Origin of the sequence: Tessaracoccus lacteus (assembly GCF_029917005.1) — a bacterium.
In the GTDB taxonomy this organism is placed as follows: domain Bacteria; phylum Actinomycetota; class Actinomycetes; order Propionibacteriales; family Propionibacteriaceae; genus Arachnia; species Arachnia lactea.
On record NZ_CP123967.1, the window covers coordinates 2,546,600 to 2,563,751 of the forward strand.

The 17,152-nt window shown below is 69.4% G+C and carries 14 protein-coding genes; 8 read left to right on the forward strand and 6 right to left on the reverse strand.

The window, feature by feature from the left end:
• Position 1: 1 nt before the first annotated feature.
• Genes lpdA through QH948_RS11890 form a run of 3 tightly spaced genes read right to left on the reverse strand, consistent with a single transcriptional unit; the run spans position 2 to position 3,525 of the window.
• Entirely contained in the window at positions 2-1,372 is a 1,371-nt protein-coding gene (lpdA, locus tag QH948_RS11880; protein ID WP_281144574.1) for a dihydrolipoyl dehydrogenase, read from the reverse strand.
• 17 nt (positions 1,373-1,389) lie between these two features.
• Complete coding sequence (locus tag QH948_RS11885) at positions 1,390-2,757, reverse strand: dihydrolipoamide acetyltransferase family protein (RefSeq protein WP_281144575.1); 1,368 nt, start codon at positions 2,755-2,757, stop codon at positions 1,390-1,392.
• 15 nt (positions 2,758-2,772) lie between these two features.
• Positions 2,773-3,525: a DeoR/GlpR family DNA-binding transcription regulator gene (locus QH948_RS11890; protein WP_281144576.1), complete on the reverse strand. Its 753-nt coding sequence runs from the start codon at positions 3,523-3,525 to the stop codon at positions 2,773-2,775.
• A gap of 221 nt (positions 3,526-3,746) precedes the next feature.
• On the opposite strand from QH948_RS11890, the gene QH948_RS11895 reads away from it, so the two are divergent.
• From QH948_RS11895 to QH948_RS11910, 4 genes are all read left to right on the forward strand, one after another.
• Positions 3,747-4,424: a fructose-6-phosphate aldolase gene (locus tag QH948_RS11895; protein WP_281144577.1), complete on the forward strand. Its 678-nt coding sequence runs from the start codon at positions 3,747-3,749 to the stop codon at positions 4,422-4,424.
• A gap of 295 nt (positions 4,425-4,719) precedes the next feature.
• Positions 4,720-5,358, forward strand: a complete 639-nt coding sequence (locus QH948_RS11900; RefSeq protein ID WP_281144578.1) for a histidine phosphatase family protein — start codon at positions 4,720-4,722, stop codon at positions 5,356-5,358.
• Between the two features lie 653 nt (positions 5,359-6,011).
• Positions 6,012-7,478, forward strand: coding sequence for a DEAD/DEAH box helicase (locus tag QH948_RS11905; RefSeq protein WP_281144579.1), 1,467 nt, complete (start codon positions 6,012-6,014; stop codon positions 7,476-7,478).
• A gap of 733 nt (positions 7,479-8,211) precedes the next feature.
• Complete coding sequence (locus tag QH948_RS11910) at positions 8,212-9,420, forward strand: IS110 family RNA-guided transposase (protein ID WP_281143793.1); 1,209 nt, start codon at positions 8,212-8,214, stop codon at positions 9,418-9,420.
• A gap of 332 nt (positions 9,421-9,752) precedes the next feature.
• On the opposite strand, the gene QH948_RS11915 is transcribed toward QH948_RS11910, so the two are convergent.
• On the reverse strand, positions 9,753-10,976 hold the full coding sequence (locus QH948_RS11915; protein ID WP_281144580.1) for a serpin family protein: 1,224 nt from the start codon (positions 10,974-10,976) through the stop codon (positions 9,753-9,755).
• Positions 10,977-11,033: 57 nt separating this feature from the next.
• Here QH948_RS11915 and lplAB point away from each other — a divergent pair, with 57 nt between their 5' ends.
• Positions 11,034-12,083, forward strand: coding sequence for a lipoate-protein ligase LplAB (lplAB, locus tag QH948_RS11920; RefSeq protein ID WP_281144581.1), 1,050 nt, complete (start codon positions 11,034-11,036; stop codon positions 12,081-12,083).
• A gap of 51 nt (positions 12,084-12,134) precedes the next feature.
• On the opposite strand, the gene QH948_RS11925 is transcribed toward lplAB, so the two are convergent.
• Complete coding sequence (locus tag QH948_RS11925; protein WP_281144582.1) at positions 12,135-13,139, reverse strand: hypothetical protein; 1,005 nt, start codon at positions 13,137-13,139, stop codon at positions 12,135-12,137.
• Positions 13,136-13,663 carry a SigE family RNA polymerase sigma factor gene (locus QH948_RS11930; protein ID WP_281144583.1) on the reverse strand — a complete coding sequence of 176 codons (528 nt, stop codon included), beginning with the start codon at positions 13,661-13,663 and terminating at the stop codon, positions 13,136-13,138. The genes QH948_RS11925 and QH948_RS11930 overlap by 4 nt, the downstream gene beginning before the upstream one ends.
• Positions 13,664-13,937: 274 nt before the next feature.
• Between QH948_RS11930 and QH948_RS11935 the strand changes: the two genes are divergently transcribed.
• From QH948_RS11935 to QH948_RS11945, 3 genes are read left to right on the forward strand one after another with little or no spacing between them, the layout of a single operon-like run.
• On the forward strand, positions 13,938-15,236 hold the full coding sequence (locus tag QH948_RS11935; protein WP_281144584.1) for an efflux RND transporter periplasmic adaptor subunit: 1,299 nt from the start codon (positions 13,938-13,940) through the stop codon (positions 15,234-15,236).
• Entirely contained in the window at positions 15,233-15,922 is a 690-nt protein-coding gene (locus QH948_RS11940; RefSeq protein ID WP_281144585.1) for an ABC transporter ATP-binding protein, read from the forward strand. The genes QH948_RS11935 and QH948_RS11940 overlap by 4 nt, the downstream gene beginning before the upstream one ends.
• On the forward strand, positions 15,919-17,148 hold the full coding sequence (locus QH948_RS11945) for an ABC transporter permease (protein WP_281144586.1): 1,230 nt from the start codon (positions 15,919-15,921) through the stop codon (positions 17,146-17,148). Before QH948_RS11940 ends, QH948_RS11945 begins: the two co-directional genes overlap by 4 nt.
• Positions 17,149-17,152 lie beyond the last annotated feature (4 nt).

Consider the following 17,152-nt stretch of genomic DNA (forward strand, 5'->3'; position numbering starts at 1 on the left):
CTCAGGCCTGGGCGGCCCAGGCGGCCTCACGGATGAGTTCGCTGACGGTGGGGTGGGGGAAGACGACCTGGCGCAGGTCGGTGATGCTGAGTTCGGTCTCGAGCACGACGGAGGCGCCCCAGATCATCTCGGAGGCGTAGGAGCCGAGCACGTGGATGCCGAGCACCTGGCCGGTGGCGCCGTCCCAGATGAGCTTGGCGGCGCCGGGAGCCTTGACGCCGGCCTCGGCGACGAAGCGACCGGACAGGTAGCCGGGCACGGTCACGGACTTCGCGTCGATGCCCTTGGCCTTCGCCTGGGCCTCGGTGAGACCGATGCCCGCGGCCTCCGGGTTGGAGTACACGGCCCACGGGATGGTGTTCCAGCGCATGATCTCGCCGCGCCTGAACGCCTCGGGGTCGAGGATGTTCGCGACGGCGATCTCGCCCATCCGGTAGGCGGCGTGCGCCAGGAGCGAGCGGCCGGTGACGTCGCCCACGGCCCACACGTTGGGCAGGTTGGTGCGCATCCGGTCGTCGACGACCACGCCCTTACCGGAGAACTCCAGGCCGGAGTCCTCGGCGCCCCAGCCGGCGACGGCGGGACGGCGGCCCACCGCCATCAGCACCACGTCGGCATCGACCGACTCGGCGGTGCCGGACATGGTCTCGTAGTGGACCGTGCCGCCGTCGATGCCGGTGACCCTGCACTCGAGCTTCACGTCAATATCGGCCAGGCCCTTGCGGAGCTGGGCGGCGAGCTCGTCGTCCATGAAGGGGACGACCTCGGGCAGCATCTCGATGACGGTGACCTCGGAGCCGAGCATCGCGAACAGGCTGGCGAACTCGAGCCCGATGACGCCGCCGCCGATGACCGCGAGCCGCGCCGGGATCTCGGGAACCGACAGCATGCCGGTGGAGTCGAGCACGCGGGGGTTGTCCGCGGCGCCCGGGATGGGCGGCATGACCGGGACGGAGCCGGTGGCCAGGATGACGTGCTCGGCGGTGTAGGTGGTGCCGTCGACCGTGACGCGTCCGGGGCCCTCAAAGCGGCCGTACCCCTTGACGACGGTGACGCCGGCCTTCTTCTCGGCCGCGCCGACGCCGCCAACCAGGGTGGCGACGGTCTTGTTCTTCCACTTCTGCAGCTCGGCCCAGTCGACGCTGGCGCCGTCGACGCGGACGCCCAGCTGGGCGCCGTGCACGGCGTGCTCGTAGGTCTTCGCCGCGTTCAGCAGCGCCTTGGTGGGGATGCAGCCGACGTTGAGGCAGGTGCCGCCCAGGGCGTCGGCCTCGATGAGGAGGACGTTCTTCTTCGCGTGCCCGAGGCGCTCGGCGGCGATGTAGCCGCCGGGGCCGCCGCCCAGCACGATGACGTCGAAGGTGGTGCTCATGTGGGTTGCTCCTTGTCTCAGCCGAGGACGGTGATGTCGATGTTCTCGACGTAGGCGACGAGGTCCTGCAGGAAGCGGGCGGCGTCGGCGCCATCGATCACGCGGTGGTCGGCGGTCAGCGAGAAGCCGATGCGCTGCTCGACGCCGAAGCTGCCGTCGGCGTTCACGACGGCGCGCGGGAAGATCGCGTCGACGCCGAGGATGGCGACCTGGGGCACGTTCAGCAGCGGGGTGAAGGACTCGATGCCGAAGCCGCCGAGGTTGCTGACCGTGAAGGTGGCGCCCTGCAGCAGGTCGGGGCTGATGCTGCCGCCGATGGCCTGCTGTGCGAGGTCCTTGCTGGCGGCGGAGAACTCGCGCAGCCCCATCTCGGAGGCGTTGCGGACGGTCGGGACCAGCAGGCCTCGCGGGGTGTCGCAAGCGAAGCCGAGGTGGACCTGCTCGAAGACGGTGAGCTTGCCGTCGGCGAGGTGGGCGTTGTGGCCGGTGTTCTTGGCCGCGGCCTTGACGGCGGCGTAGCCGACCAGGTCGCCGATGGTCACCTTGCTGAGGCCGAGCTCCTCGGGCGAGCCCTTGAGCTTCTTGCGGAGCGCGAGCAGGCCGGCCGCGTTGGCCGTCGAGGTGTAGGTCAGCTGGGCGGAGCTGGCCAGCGAGTGCATCATGCGATCCGCAATGGTCTTGCGGATGCCCTTGAGCGGCGTCGTCGTCGAGGCTCCGGGGAACTCGCGGGAGCCGGCCGCCGGCGTCGCCGGTGCGGTCGTCGTGGTCTCCGCGGTCTGCGTGCCTGCGACGAGGTCCGACGTGGTGACGCGGCCGCCGAGGCCGGTGCCGGTGGCCCCCGAGCCGTGGGCGCCGGCGCGGGCCGATCCCTTGGTTGCGTGGGCGAGGGCAGCGGTGACGTCGCGCTCGATGACGCGTCCGCCGGGGCCTGAGCCTTCGGCGACGTCGTTGATGTCGAGGTGGCTGGCTGCGGCCAGCGTGCGGGCCCGCGGGCTGGAAGCGCCGGTGGAGGCGACACGCTCGACCTGGGCCGCGGGGGCCTCAGCGTCGGGAGCGGCCTCGGCTGCGGCGGCTTCGGGAATGGCAGCTTCGTCGCCGTCCCTGCCCTTCCAACCGGCTGCGGCCAGGGCGTCGGCCGGGTCCTCGCCCGCCACGCCGACCACCAGGAGCGGCTCCTTGACGGGGACGTCGTCGCCCTCGTCCCAGAGGATGGCGAGCACGGTGCCGGCGGCCGACGTCGGGACCTCCATGGAGGCCTTGTCGGTCTCGACCTCACACACGATGGCGTTCTCGGCGATCTCGTCGCCGAGACCCACCTGCCACGACACGATCAGGCAGGACTCGACAGAGTTGCCGAGCTGCGGCATGACTACGACGGTTGCCATAGACGTTGACCTTCCCTAGACGATGCACACGCGTGTGTGCTCTTGCAGTGCTTCAGCGGCCCCGGCGACGAGCCCGGAATCGGTGATGATCCCAGTGACCTTGTCGAGGGGCAGAAAACTGACGAACCCGGCCTGACCGAACTTGGAGGAGTCGGCGACCAGCCAGGTCTCCTCGGCGCGACGGCTCATGAGCGCGGCAACCTGGGCGCCGTCGACGAAACGGGTGGTGAGTCCCCGCTCGGGGGAGAACCCGTCGGTGCCGAGAAAGGCGAGACGGGTGTTGAAGTCGGAGACGGTGCGCTCCGCGTCAGGGCCGACGAGCGACTCGGACTCTCGGCGGAACACTCCCCCGGCGAGGATGATGTTGAGCGCGGGGTTGGTGCGGGCGACATTGAACACGAGCGTCGAGTTGGTGACGATCTGGACGTCGCGACGCTGCGCGAGGTGGCCGGTGATCGAGGCGACGGTGGTCCCCGCTTCCATCATAACGGTGTCACCGTCGGTGATCATCGACGCGGCGAAGGCCGCGATGCGCTGCTTGGCCTCGACGTTGACCTTCTCGCGCTGGAGGATCGTCTTGAAGGAGCTGGGGCGTGCTCCGCCACGCGTCCGCACCAGCATGCCGCGCTGCTCGAGGGCGCGGAGATCGCCGCGGATGGTGACCTCGGACACGCCGAGCTTCTCGGCCATGGAGGCGACGGTGAGCGTGCCGTCGTCGGTCAGGCGCGTGAGGATCGCCTCTTCGCGGCTGGCTCTCTCCTGCGTCACTTCGAAACCTCGTTGTCTTCGATTGCCTTTCGTTTCACGAGCGTAGCAGTTTCGAAGCGGTTTCAAAACAGGGGGCGGTTCGAAAGTTCGGAAAACCCGGGCATAGGCTGGGACAGTCCCGCGACGAAGCTGGTGTTTGAGCATCCGCCCTGCTCGGGGCTGGCGCTCCGCACCCGGCTCCGTGGTGGAATGGACCAGCTTCCGCACCTCGAAAGGCGACCATGGACATCCTGTTCGACACGGCCAACCTCGACGACATCGAGCGCCTCACGCCCATCTACCCCGTCACGGGCGTGACGACGAACCCGTCGATCCTGAAGAAGGAGGGCCGGGTCGACGTCTACAAGCACCTCCGCCGGATCCGCGAGATCATCGGCCCCGACCGCACGCTGCACGTGCAGGTGCTGCAGAAGACGGCTCAGGGCATGATCGACGACGCGCACAGGCTGCTCGACAAGATCGACGACAAGGTCTACCCCAAGATCCCCACCACCGAAGCCGGCATCCTCGCCATGCGCACCCTCAAGGCGGAGGGCGTCCACGTGACCGCGACCGCGATCTACTCCAAGACGCAGGGCTTCCTCGCCATCGCGTCCGGCGTCGACTACCTCGCGCCCTACTACAACCGGATGCAGTCGCTTGACATCGACACCAAAGGCACGCTGACCGCGTTGTCCGGTTTCATCCGTCGTTTCGACGCCCCCTGCAAGATCATGGCCGCCAGCTTCAAGAACATCGTGCAGGTGTCGCACGCTCTGGAGGCTGGGGCCGACGCCGTCACGCTGTCACCCAAGCTGCTGCGCCAGGCGCTGTCGGTGCCGGACATCACCAACGCCGTCGACACGTTCATCGCCGACTGGGAGTCCGTCTACGGCACCCGCTCCCTCCCCGACGACTGAGCCCGCCTCTCCCCGACTACTGACCCCGCGTCTTCCCGGAGAATCGGGCAGTGGTCGATTCTCCCCGGTCCGGCGCCGAGAAACGCACACAGCCTTCCCCAGCTGACCCATCGAGAGACCTGTCGGCCGCTCACCCGGGGGCGGCGCGCCATCCCGTGCAGAAAAGTGGGTGGGGCCGCAGCACTCGGAAAGACGACGCGTGCTCCGGCTCCAGCCACAGTTGTGCTCGACGGGGTACCTGGCCGGCATCGTCGGCGGCGGGCCCGGCGCGCCCCTCGACGACTAGGCTCCGGGCATGAGCGAGTCGCAGGGCGTGCGCACCACGGGCCGGGTGCTGCTGATCCGGCACGGGCAGACAGAATGGTCGATGACGAACCGGCACACCGGTCGGACCGACATCGACCTGACCGAGAAGGGCGTCGCTGACGCGCGGGCGCTCGTGGGAATCAGGGAGAGGCTGGGACTCATCGACCCGTACGTCTTCGCCTCCCCACGCATCCGGGCACAGCGGACGGCTGCGCTGGCTGGACTCACGGTCGACGAGACCGACGACGTGTTCGCCGAGTGGGACTACGGCGACTACGAGGGCCTGACCCGCGCGCAGATCCACGAGCAGGGTGCACCCGGGTGGACGATCTGGACCGGCGGAGCCCCCGGCGGAGAGTCCGTCGACGACATGACGGTGCGGGTGGACCGCGCAGTCGAGGTCGTCTCCGAGCGTCTCGAGAGTTCCGACGTCGTCGTCGTGTCACATGGGCACTTCTCCAGGTCGTTCGTCTGCCGATTCCTCGGCTGGCCCGTGTCTCTCGGCATCGCGATCGACCTTCGCCCCGCAGGTGCGGCCCTTCTGATGGAGTTTGGCGGCCCTGCCGACCGGCGCCTCTGCACGCTGGTCGGCCCCGAAGGCGCGGCCGCCACACGCTCTTCGCTCTGACGCCGTCGTCACAGGGCGTCCCGCCCTGTGGGCATGCCATCGGCATCCCCACCGACTGCCGGCCAGGCAGCCCCGAGGCCCAACGCACTGACGTCGGCAACCTCCAGACGGCTCACCGCATGCGACCCGACGTGGGGCGGTGGGCGAAACTCGATGCCGGACCGGGGAGAATCGACCACTGAACGCTTTTCGCGCCAAGCGGCACCCACCCGGCCGGGGGCGGTGGGCGAAACTCGGCGCCGGACCGGGGAGAATCGACCACTGAACGATTTTCGGAAGTGGACCACCGACACAACCGCCGACAAGGGAGTGACAGGAGGAGTTCGGCGCACGCCCGAGGATGGACTCAGGCGAGGGACAGCGAACGGCGCACGCCCGAGGACGGGCGAGGGACACGCACACCCGACGGTGCATGTACGGGGGATGGGACCCCGCGGTGGAGAAAGCTGCTCTGACAAGGCGGAATACAGGTATCCGGCGATCGGGCGGTAAGGTACTACCCAGCGGTCCGCCCAGTCTTACCCCGGGCCGCCGGCGCGCAGGCCACTCCAAGCCCTGCCTCAGTCGCCTTCCAGCTCTTCGAAGCTCCTCCATCGGTGAGACACTCCCGATAGGTCACAGACACCTTGTCAGAATCCTTCGCGCGCCTCGGCGTGCCCACTTCCCTCGTCGACGCCCTCGCAACCCAGGGCATCGACACCCCGACCCCCATCCAAGCTGCGACGCTGCCTGACTCGCTGGCCGGGCGCGACGTGCTCGGCCGCGGCCGCACCGGCTCCGGCAAGACCTTCGCGTTCCTGCTCCCGCTCGTCGCGCGACTCGTCGCTGACCCCAAGCGCCCGCAGCCGAAGCGCCCCCGCTCCCTGATCCTTGCGCCGACCCGCGAGCTCGCCACGCAGATCCACGAGTCGCACGTCATCCTCGAGAAGACCACGCGCCTGACCTCGACCGTCGTCTTCGGTGGCGTCGGCCAGAACCCGCAGGCCAAGGCGCTGGCGCGCGGCGTCGACGTGCTCATCGCGTGCCCCGGCCGCCTCCTCGACCTGATGGGCCAGGGGCTCGTCGACCTCGGCTCGGTAGAGATCACCGTCATCGACGAGGCCGACCACATGGCCGACATGGGCTTCCTCCCCGGCGTCCGCAAGATCCTCCAGGCGACGCCCGGCAGCGGACAGCGCATGCTCTTCTCCGCCACGCTCGACTCGGGCGTCAACACGCTGGTAAAGCAGTTCCTCCACAACCCCGTCACCCACGAGGCCGACTCGGAACTGTCCCCCGTCGCGACGATGGAGCACCACGTGCTGCGCATCGACGGCGACGACCGCACCCGCGTCGTGGCCGAGCTGGCCGCAGCCCCCGGCAACACCATCGTCTTCACCCGCACGAAGTACGGCGCCAAGAAGCTCGCCAAACAGCTCAACGGCCTCGGCGTTCCCGCGGTCGACCTGCACGGCAACCTGAGCCAGAACGCCCGCACGCGCAACATGGAGGCGTTCCACTCCGGCCGCGTCTCGACGCTCGTCGCTACCGACATCGCCGCCCGCGGCATCCACGTCGACGACGTGTCGCTGGTCATCCACGCCGACCCGCCGGCCGAGCACAAGGCCTACCTGCACCGCTCGGGCCGCACCGCCCGCGCCGGGCAGTCCGGCAAGGTCGTGACGCTGCAGACCCCGTCGCAGCGCGCCGACGTCGCGACCCTGATGCGCCAGGCCAAGATCAAGCCGCAGGTCGATGACGCCGCCCCCGGCGCGCAGATCCTGCAGGACATCACCCCTGGTGACCGCGTGTTCCTGTCCGCGACCGAGGCCGCGGAGCTGGCCGGCGTCGCGTCGAAGCAGCCCCAGCAGCCGCAGCAGCCGCAGGGCAACGGTGGCGGCCGCGGTCGTCGCGGCGGCTCGCATCCCGCGAACGGTTCGGGTCGTGGCAACGGGTCGGGTCGCCCGAACGGGTCTGGTCGAGGCCGCTCCTCTGATCGACCCTCGTCGCCCTTGCGCGACGACTCGCACCGCGGTCAGAGCAAGCCCGCCCGCGACGGCTCCCGCCAGTCGCGTCGACCGGCACAGCACTCGTCGCACAGCGCGGCGGACTTCTCCGCCAACCGCCGCCGGGGTCGCTGACCCGACGGCGGCCTGCCACGTGCGGGCCACCACCAGAGACGCCACCCTTATCGACAAACGCCTCCCTTCTTCACACATGCCACCGCCAGGGCGGTGGCATGTGTCGAGAGCGGTAGCGTCGGTCGATAAGGGTGGCATCTTTGCCTTCTCGCGGAGCCGGGTCTCCGAGCCTGTCGTGGAGCCTTGAGCGAAGCGAAAGGACCCAGCCCGACGTCGGCCCCGGGCAACCCTTCGACGAGCTCAGGGAACCGAGTGGGGCTCAGGCCCTTCGACAAGCTCAGGGAACCGAGTGGGGCTCAGGCCCTTCGACAGGCTCAGGGAACCGAGTGGGGCTCAGGCCCTTCGACGGACTTTGCAACGGATCTCCGAGCCTGTCGAGGAGCCTTGAGCGAAGCGAAAGGACCCAGCCCGACGTCGGCCCCGGGCAACCCTTCGACAAGCTCAGGGAACCGAGGTAGGTCCCGGGCAACCCTTCGACAAGCTCAGGGCCCTTCGACGCTGATACTTGTTAGGTCCTCGTCTCGGCGGGGTGTGGCTCTCCCTTCGACTGACTTCGTGTCTTGGGTTTGATCTGTCCACTCCGCCCGGGGCGGGGACACATTCTCGGAGTCCTGCCCGGGGACCCGTGGCATGTCTTGATAGGAGCCTGGGGCTTGATTGGCAAGCCGCCGTCAGCGTCCTGACTGCCTGGTCCCCGAGCAGGTGTCACCCCCCTTGAAAGGCGACACCTCACATGATGCCAACCCATCCATCCACAGTGGTAGCGGGAGTCGATACCCATCTCGCCACCCACCACGTCGCGGTCCTCGACCACACCACCGGGGCACTCCTCGGCGACCTGGAGATCGAGACCAGTCTCACCGGGTACCGCCAGCTGCTGGACTTCGTCACTTCGTTCGGGACGGTCGCACTGGTCGGGGTCGAGGGAACCTCGTCGTATGGGGCGGGCCTGTCCCGGTTCCTGACCCGGGCCGGGATCGCAGTGCGTGAGGTGATCCGCCCGAAACGCGCCGCCCGCAGACTCCATGGCAAGACCGACCCGTTGGACGCGATCCTGGCCGCCCGCACCCTCCTGACCGGCGAGACCCTCCCCCTGCCGAAACCCGGCACCGGCAATGTTGAAGCGATCCGGGTCCTCCTGACGGCGCGGGAGTCCGCGGTCAAGGCCCGCACCCAGGCCATCGTCCAACTCAAAAGCCTGCTCGTGACCGCCCCGGACCAGGTCCGCGACACCTACCGCCGACTCACTGGGAAGGCCCTCCACGCGAAGCTGGCCGCCTGCCGACCCCACGGCCCCGTCGACCAGTCCTCCACCATGACCGCGCTGCGGTCCCTGGCGCGACGGATCCGTGACCTCGACGACGAGATCAACCTCCTCAACCCCCAGCTGCAGACCCTGGTCGCCCAGACAGCACCCGGCGTCCTCGATCTCGTCGGGGTCGGGGTGATCTCCGCCGCCCAACTGCTGGTCACCGTCGGCGACGACCCGACCCGGATCCACTCGAAGGCAGCGTTCGCGAAACTCTGCGGCGTCGCCCCGATCCCCGCCTCCTCCGGCAAAACCCACCGGATGCGCCTCAACCGCGGCGGAGACCGACGCGCGAACCGGGCCCTACACACCATCGCCCTGGCCAGAGCCCGCATCGATCCTGACACGATCGCCTACCTCGCGAAGAAACAAGCAGAAGGCAAAACCCGCCGCGAAGCGACCCGCTGCCTCAAGCGCTACATCTCCCACCTGATCATCACCGCGATCTGGACCCCACCCGTGGTCCCACCCATCAACGACCTCAGACCCCTCCGCCACGCCAAAGGCCTCACCACCACCCAAGCCGGCCACGCACTCGGCGTCTGGCCAGCCCGCATCTCCGGCATCGAACGCGGAACACTGCGCAACGACACCCTCACCACCCGCTACAGAGAATGGCTCACAACCGCTTGACACCACATAGGAGCATCAAGCTCAGGGCACCGAGTGGGGCTCAGGCCCTTCGACGGACTTTGCAACGGATCTCCGAGCCTGTCGAGGAGCCTTGAGCGAAGCGAAAGGACCCAGCCCGACGTCGGGCCCGGGCAACCCTTCGACAAGCTCAGGTCAGCCCTGGACACCCTTCGACAAGCTCAGGGCCCTTCGACAAGCTCAGGGAACCGGGTCAGCCCTGAACACCCTTCGACAAGCTCAGGGCCCTTCGACAAGCTCAGGGAACCGGGTTGGCTCAGGGAACCGGGGTTGGCTCAGGGAACCGGAACCGGGGCCGGAGAGGGAGCCGCGGATCACTCCGCGGTCGGGTCGCCGATCCTGGCCAGGAACAGCGGCCAGCCGGTGCGGGTGTCAAGCACCCGCAGCACATAAGGGCGGTCGAGCGTCAGTGTGTGCTCGGGCATCACTGCGCTGGACTCCGTCGCCGCCTCGGTGACGGCGGCGCCGACCGTCCCCTTCGCGCTCACCGCCAGCCGTGCCTGCTGGACCCACTGGCCGACGTAGGTGCCGGGCGAGATGCTGCCCACGTCGCCCAGGTCGACGGACGGCAGGGCCTTGAGTAGGTCGATCTTCGACGCGAGGTCGAACGTCGGCATCGTGACGGTCACCGCCTCGGGAGTCTCGCCGTCGAGCGCCTCGCGCACGTCGGCGAGGTCCTCCGCGGTCAGGTCCGACGGAGCCAGTCCCGTCGCAGGCAGGATCACGTCCGCGGCCAGCGCGTCGTCGTAGGGCAGGCGGGCGGCGGCCCAGCGGTCCGTCTCCGCGTAGGCGACGTCCAGCGTCTCGACCACCCCGTCGACCGGCGCCGACCCGCCCTCGCGCGCGAAGTCGAGCACGGTGTCCGAGCCGAACGGCGTGCGCCAGGCAGCCGCGAACAGGACCGCGTCCTGCACGACGGCGCGGGTGTCGCCGCCCACCTCGATCCCCGACTTCTCGATCAGCCCGGCCGTGTTCTTCTTCACCCACGCGTCGAGCACCGCCTGAGCGTCGCCCGGCTCGGCCTGGGTCGCGCCGGCGTCGTAGTAGGTCTTGATCCGCTCGAGGAACTCGCGTCCGACGGGCGCGGAGATCGCGACGACCTGGCTGGCCTGATGCACGAGCGGGGTCTTCGGTGGCGAGTCCGCCGACACCGACTTCGGGAGGTCCTCGTAGTCGGTCAGCGCCTGGCGGAGCGCGCCGAAGGCCGCCGACCGCTCGTGGCCGGCGAGTCCCGTCGCCTGTTCGATGCTCGTCTGCGACGCGCCCTCCGCGCCCTCGCCGAGGAGCGCGATGGACATCGACAGCGAACTCGGCGAGACGATTGCGTTGGCGCCGTCGACGGCACGCGCCACGTCCCAGCCGAGGCGTTCGCTCGCGGCGGCCGCGTCGGAAACGCGGGGCGTCGTGTCGAAGGGCAGGTCCAGCACCGCGCCGGAGCCCTCGACCTCCTCGCCTCCGCCGCTCCCGCAGGCGGCGAGCATCGCCGCGACGGCCACCGCGGCCGCCACCTTGGCGCTCCATCGAATCAGTCGCATCATCGCGTCCTCCCACCTTCAGCGTAATCGCACCTGCGCGGACTCGGTAGGCTCGGGCCCATGCGTGGTGAATACAAGGTCCCTGGCGGCAAGCTGGTCGCCGTCGACGTCGAGACGGCCGAGGGCGTGATCTCTTCGGCCTTCGTGTCGGGCGACTTCTTCCTCGAGCCCGCCGAGGCGCTCGACGACATCAACTCCGCCCTCGTCGGCCTCGCCGACTCCTCCTCCGTCGCCGACATCGCCGCGGCCATCACGGGGCGGCTCGACCCGGCGACCCGGATGATCGGCTTCACCCCCGAGGCCATCGGCATCGCGGTGCGCCGCGCCCTCGGCCACGCGATCGACTGGTCCGATCTCACGTTCGACGTCATCGGCCCCGTCACGATGGACCCGCGGATGCACGTCGCGCTCGACGAGGTCATCGCCGCGGAGCTCGCGCAAGGCGAGGTCCGCCCAAGCCTGCGCATCTGGGACTGGGACCAGCCGCTCGTCGTGATCGGCTCGTTCCAGTCGTACCGGAACGAGATCGACGACGAGGGCCGCGAGCGGCACGGCATCAACGTCGTGCGCCGCATCACCGGCGGCGGCTCGATGTTCATGGAGCCCGGCAACTGCGTCACCTACTCCCTGGTTGTCCCGACTTCGCTAGTGGAGGGCCTGAGGTTCGAGCGCAGCTACGAGTTCCTCGACCAATGGGTCATGGGAGCCCTGAAGACCCTCGGCGTCAACGCGCGCTACATCCCCCTGAACGACATCGCCTCCGACAAGGGCAAGATCGCCGGCGCGGCCCAGCGCCGCGTGACGGGTGGCGTCGTGGTGCACCACGTGACCATGGCCTACGACATCGACGCGGACAAGATGCTCGAGGTGCTGCGGATCGGGCGCGAGAAGCTCTCCGACAAGGGCACGAAGTCGGCCAACAAGCGCGTGGACCCGCTGCGCTCGCAGACCCAGCTCCCCCGCGACGAGATCATCGCGGCGTTCCTGGCGCACTTCGAGTCGCTGTACACGACCACCCGACGCGACTACTCGGAGTCCGAGCTGGCCAGGGCGAAGGAGCTCGTGGAGACGAAGTTCTCCTCCGACGAGTGGACGAAGCGGATCCCCTGAGGTAGCTGCGGCATCCGTCACGACATCACGGTGGACGCTCACGGCGTGGGATCAGGGCAACGGCAGGGCCGCGGCCTCCTCGAGTTCTGCACGCAGCTCGGCACCCGGGGTCCAGACGCGGGCCGCGTCGCCGGCATAGAACAGGAATGAGCCGTCGTCGAGCGCGTCGAGGCTGAGCAGTGAGCCCTCGTCGTCGAAGAGTTGCAGCGTGGTGACCCGGTCCGGGTAGGTGATGGCGTCTGGTGCCGTCGTGGCCGTCTCCGAGACGGACAGGCCGACGGCGGACGCCTGCTCGGCCGTCAGCCGCGACGCGACCCGGTTGCCGTCGGCGTCGGCCTGGCACAGCGCAGCCGACGTCGCGTCGGCCGGATCCGCGACCTCGCCCATGGTGGCCGTCATGGTGCAGGGCTCCACCTCGGCCACGAAGTCCTCCCCGCGGTTCTCGGCCCACAGTTTCTGCAGCAGCGCGTAGAACTCGTCGCCGCCCGACCGGATGGTTGCGCCGTCGGTCACGGTGCGGCAGCCGTGCAACTGACCCTGGACCGGGGCGATCGAACCGTCCTCATACTCGAAGGCGACGGTGTAGGCGAGGATGTACTCCATCGTGCAGGCGGCCATGGGGTCAGCCTCGGGAGCGTCGAGATACCAGGCGATGGCCTCGTCGACCCCCTGGGTGATCGGGTAGGTGGGGCCGGCCGTCCCGAACGCGCTTCCCTCCTCGGTCTGCTCGTCGCCGCAGAGCCACGCGCGCACCGCGCCCTCCCGCACCGCCTCCCCGCCCTCGACGGCGAAGGCCTCGGCCTGGGTCCGCGCCTCGGCGCACGCCTCGGCCGCGGTCAGCGTCGAGGCCTCGGCCGGCGAAGCGATCTGGGCGGGACGGTTCAGCAGCGTCGCGCCCAGCGGCACCGCCAGCGCGAGCGCGAGAACGCCGGCCGCGACCCCGGTCAGGACCCGACGGCGGCGCCGACGACCACGGACCGCATCGGCCCAGCCGTGCGTCGAGGGCACCTCCGGCGCGTTCGCGGCGAACAGGTCACGGATGTCGTTGGAGCTCATCGGTTCTCCTGGCTCAGGTGATGGGAGCCGCGCAGGGCCGCGCAGCCGCGTGAGGCGTGGGTCTTGACCGTCGACTCGGAGACCCCGAGCAGGTCGGCGGTCTCGGTGACGGAGCGGTCCTCGAAGTAGCGCAGGACGAGCACGGCCCGCTGCATCTTCGGGAGTGTGTCGAGGGCCCGCGTCAGGTCGAGCCTGGTACTCGTGTCCGTCCCCGCGGACGGACCTTCGGGCAGCTCTGCCGTGGGCACCTCGGCGTTCCAGCGGCGTCGCCACCAGCTGACGTAGGTGCGGTAGAGCGTCGTGCGGACGTAGGCCTCGAAGGCCTCGTCGTCCGGCAGCGTCGGGTAGCGGCCGAACGCCTTCGTCAGCGCCGTCTGGACCAGGTCCTCCGCCTTGTGCGGGTCGCCGGTCAGGAACCAGGCGGCCCGGTACAGGCGGCCTCCGCGGACCTCTACGAAGCGGTCGAAGCTGCGGCTGCCGTCCAGGACCAGCGCCCGGTCGGCCGGGGGGATGGTGTGGGTCATGGTCCCTCCTCATACGAGTCAACGCTTCGGACCCCTCAGCCGGTTGACACGAGTTCCACACGGACTCCCGGTCGGCGCGGTAAGCCATCGAGCCTAGTCGATACCGTCTGCGCCCACCCGCCGGCGCATGTGACGGATCTGCACTGTCCGACGGGGTCGGGAGCCCTCAAACCACAGGTCGACCACAGGTTCGGCCCATCGTCGACACAGACGACGGGCAGAGGATGACATCGGCCCGGGAACTGCCAGGCCGAACCACGCCCAGGAAGAACAGATGAGCGAGACTGTCGAAACTGACGAGACACCCAAGCCCAAGCGACGCCGACTGCGGCTGTGGCCCAGATCGCGCAAGGGCAAGGTGATCGCCACGCTGGCCACCGTGGTGGTCCTCGCGGGTGCCGCGACCGGTACCTGGTACCTGGTCAGCAGGCCCGACACGACGGCCGCCGCCTCCACGACCCAGACACTGACCGTGTCCACGACGACGCTGAAGACCACGGTCGAGGCGACGGGCACGCTCTCCCCCGAGCGCGAGGCCGACCTCAGCTTCGACTCCTCCAGCACCGTCGAGAAGGTCAAGGTCGAGGTCGGCGACACCGTCGAGGAGGGCGAAACGCTCGCCACGATCGACGACTCGTCGCTGCAGATCGCCTACAACTCCGCGAAGGCGGACCTGACCGCGGCCAAGGAGACCCTCGCCGACCTCGAGGACGACGACGACTCGAGCGACGCGGCGATCAAAGCGGCCGAGGCCTCCGTGCAGGTCAAGAAGAACGCGGTCACCACCGCGAAGGCCAACCTCGCCAACGCCACCATGACCGCCCCCTTCGACGGGCTGGTCGCCGAGGTCAACATCGAGGAGGGCGACTCGACCGGCTCCTCCTCCGGCGGCAGCTCCAGCTCCGGCGGCTCGACCTCCGCCATGGGCGGCTCTACCACGACGAGCACCACCTCGTCGGCGGCCATCGTCCTGATCTCCAAGGACGCCTACACCGTCTCCACCACCGTCTCCAGCTCGGACATCGCGTCGGTGAAGACCGGCCTCCAGGCCGAGCTCACGGTCGACGGCGCCTCCGACACCCTCTACGGCACCGTGACCTCCGTCGCGGTCACCGCGTCGTCGACGAGCTCCGGCACGGCATCGTTCCCGGTGACCATCTCCCTGACCGGCAAGCAGGAGGGTCTCTACTCCGGGTCCAGCGTCACCGCCGAGATCATCGTCTCTCAGCTCTCGGACGTCATCGCGATCCCGGCCTCGGCCATCACCACCACCGACGGTGCCACCACGGTGCAGAAGCTCGTCGACGGCGTCGCCACCACCACGGAGGTCACCACGGGCGACACTGTCGACTCGACGGTCGTCATCACCGACGGCCTCGCCGAGGGCGACCAGATCGAGGTCACCATGGCCACCCGCGGTGCGGGCAACAGCTCCGAGTCCGGCCAGACCGACGGCCAGTTCCCGACCGACGGCCAGATGCCGGACTTCAGCCAGATGTCCGGCGGGCAGATGCCCGGCGGTGGCTCAGGCGGGCTCCCCGGCGGTGGCCAGGGCGGGGGCCCGAACCAGTGAACGTCCTCGAACTGAACGACGTCACCAAGACGTACTCGAACGGCTCGCTCGAGGTACAGGCGCTCCGTGGCATCACGATGAGCGTCGCCGAGGGCGACTACGTCGCGATCATGGGCCCCTCCGGGTCCGGCAAGTCCACGCTGATGAACATCCTGGGCTGCCTCGACATCCTGACCACCGGCACCTACCAGCTCGGCGGGCAGAACGTGGCAGACCTCGACGAGGACGAGCTGGCGGAGATCCGCAACCGCTACATCGGCTTCGTGTTCCAACAGTTCAACCTGCTGCCGGCCCTGTCGGCGTGGCGCAACGTCGAGCTTCCGCTCGTCTACGCGGGGATGCCGGCCGCCGAGCGCAAGGAGCGAGCGATCGAGGCGCTGGGCCGTGTCGGGCTGGAAGGCCGCATGGGGCACCGCCCCGGTGAGCTGTCCGGCGGCCAGCAGCAGCGGGTGGCCGTCGCCCGCGCCCTGGCGTCCGACCCGGCGATGATCCTCGCCGACGAGCCCACCGGCAACCTCGACTCCAAGTCCACCGACGATGTCCTCGGCCTGTTCGACGAGCTCCACGCTTCCGGCCGGACCATCGTGCTGATCACGCACGAGGCCGAGGTCGCCGAGCGGTCGAGCCGCATCCTCCACGTCCGCGACGGGCTGATCACGGACCACCTGATGGCGGTGACGCAGTGAACTTCGGCCAGACCTTCAAGGTCGCGCTCGAGGCCGTCCGCCTCAACCGCACCCGCTCCATCCTGACGATCCTCGGCATCATGATCGGCATCGCATCGGTCACCCTGTCCGTCGGCCTCGGGCTCGGCGCGCAGCAGTCCGTCAAGGACCAGATCAGCGCGCTGGGATCCAACCTGCTGATCATCTCCCCCGGCAGCTCCACCAGCGACGGTGTCCGCGGCGGCTTCGGCTCCGCCACCACCCTGACCAGGGCCGATGCCGAGGCGCTGGCGTCCTCCGACGTCGCGCCGAGCATCTCGGGCGTGGCCCCCGTCGCCTCGACCAGCCAGACGCTGAGCGCCAATGACACTACCTGGACCTCCACCGTCGTGGCGGCAACCCCGTCGTGGCTGGATGTGCGTTCCCGCGCCGTGTCCGTCGGCCGGTTCCTGACAGACGAGGACGTGAGCGAGAACGCTCGCAAGATCGTGCTCGGCCCCGACACGGCGGAGGAGCTGTTCGGCAGCGCCGCGATCGCGGTCGGCCAGACCGTGAGCATCAACGGGGCGGACTTCCAGGTCGTCGGAGTCCTCGAGTCCACCGGCAGCACCTCGGACACCAGCAGCGAGGACGACACCGTCCTGATGCCGTGGTCCACCGCCGCGCTGACCGTCGGCACGTCGGCATCGACCGTCTCGACGATCTACATCACCGCCGAGGACGAGGCGCACCTGTCGGCCGCCTACCAGGAGGCCACCGCGGCGCTCACCACCCGACACGATCTGACGGCGGACGACGACGCGGACTTCAGCATCACCACCCAGGAGTCGCTGGTGTCGGCGGCAACGTCGACCGAGCAGACCATGACGATCCTGCTGGGCGGCATCGCGGCGATCTCGCTGCTCGTGGGCGGCATCGGCGTCATGAACATCATGCTCGTCAGCGTCACTGAGCGCATCCGGGAGATCGGACTGCGCAAGGCGCTGGGCGCCCGCCAGCACACCATCCGCAACCAGTTCCTCACCGAGGCCGCCGTGCTCGGCTTCACCGGGGGCGTCCTCGGGCTCGGCATCGCGTTCCTCGGCGCCTGGCTGCTGCCCGCGTTGCTGGACCAGCCCGTGACGCTGGCCGGCTGGGCCATCGTCGGGTCGCTGGTCGTCGCCGTGGGCGTCGGCCTGGTCGCCGGCGTCTACCCCGCGAGCCGAGCGGCCAAGCTCGCCCCCATCGACGCCCTGAGGCGCGACTGATGAC

Excerpts from the sequence above, each read along its gene's own strand:
- lpdA (WP_281144574.1), bottom strand. The coding sequence starts at position 1,372 with ATGAGCACCACCTTCGACGTCATCGTGCTGGGCGGCGGCCCCGGCGGC.
- QH948_RS11900 (WP_281144578.1), top strand. The coding sequence starts at position 4,720 with ATGAGCGAGTCGCAGGGCGTGCGCACCACGGGCCGGGTGCTGCTGATC.
- QH948_RS11885 (WP_281144575.1), bottom strand. The coding sequence starts at position 2,757 with ATGGCAACCGTCGTAGTCATGCCGCAGCTCGGCAACTCTGTCGAGTCC.
- QH948_RS11930 (WP_281144583.1), bottom strand. The coding sequence starts at position 13,663 with ATGACCCACACCATCCCCCCGGCCGACCGGGCGCTGGTCCTGGACGGC.
- QH948_RS11895 (WP_281144577.1), top strand. The coding sequence starts at position 3,747 with ATGGACATCCTGTTCGACACGGCCAACCTCGACGACATCGAGCGCCTC.
- QH948_RS11925 (WP_281144582.1), bottom strand. The coding sequence starts at position 13,139 with ATGAGCTCCAACGACATCCGTGACCTGTTCGCCGCGAACGCGCCGGAG.
- QH948_RS11915 (WP_281144580.1), bottom strand. The coding sequence starts at position 10,976 with ATGATGCGACTGATTCGATGGAGCGCCAAGGTGGCGGCCGCGGTGGCC.
- QH948_RS11935 (WP_281144584.1), top strand. The coding sequence starts at position 13,938 with ATGAGCGAGACTGTCGAAACTGACGAGACACCCAAGCCCAAGCGACGC.
- lplAB (WP_281144581.1), top strand. The coding sequence starts at position 11,034 with ATGCGTGGTGAATACAAGGTCCCTGGCGGCAAGCTGGTCGCCGTCGAC.
- QH948_RS11910 (WP_281143793.1), top strand. The coding sequence starts at position 8,212 with ATGATGCCAACCCATCCATCCACAGTGGTAGCGGGAGTCGATACCCAT.